At 45.6% G+C, this 601-nt stretch carries 1 protein-coding gene; it reads left to right on the top strand.

Annotated features, from left to right (window positions below; genetic code table 11):
- Positions 1-527 (top strand): hypothetical protein (locus tag KW93_RS17510; protein ID WP_033543587.1); only part of this gene is annotated, 527 nt, incomplete at its 5' end.
- Between the last annotated feature and the right edge of the window lie 74 nt (positions 528-601).

The following is a 601-nucleotide window of genomic DNA, read 5'->3' as shown; positions in this document are numbered from 1 at the left end:
CAGAAACTGAAGAAAGTACGGAAACTGAAGAAACTGCTGAACAGGATACTTCTGCTTCTGAAGGCAGCGGAGAAAGTGCAGAACCGGCGCAGGACAACCCTGCAATGAGTGAAGGGACAATGACTGTGAGCGATTCTCAGACATATGAACTTTATCTATTGCCCGGCTATGAACTGACCGCGGAAGAACCGAACAAAGATGTAGTTTACGCCACCGAAAACGATTCATTGTTCATGCGTGTTGAAACGTTCAGCAAGGATGAAACTGATTTTTCTTTTGCTGAAGAAACTATGCTTGAAACTGTAAAAGCATCCAATGCTGCGGCGGAGCTTACTGAACTGCCTGCATTCGAAGGGTCTGAATTCATCAATTCGTCACTGGCGGAAATTCCTACAGAAGACGGGAAAGTCACCGGTGTGGTTTTTGAAAATGACAGCCAGATTGTCCGGCTGACGATTTTCGATCTTACAGAAGCATCTGTCACGGAAGATTTCCTGAACATGGGTAAAACGATTTCAGCAAAATAATAATATAAAAGCGGCCGGCCTGAAAATTCAGGCCGGCCGCTTTTGCTTTTCTTTATTGTCCAGACTCCGGCGGC

The sequence above is a fragment of the Planococcus sp. CAU13 genome (assembly GCF_000775575.1).
In the GTDB taxonomy this organism is placed as follows: domain Bacteria; phylum Bacillota; class Bacilli; order Bacillales_A; family Planococcaceae; genus Planococcus.
This window is presented reverse-complemented; position numbering and strand designations above follow the sequence as displayed.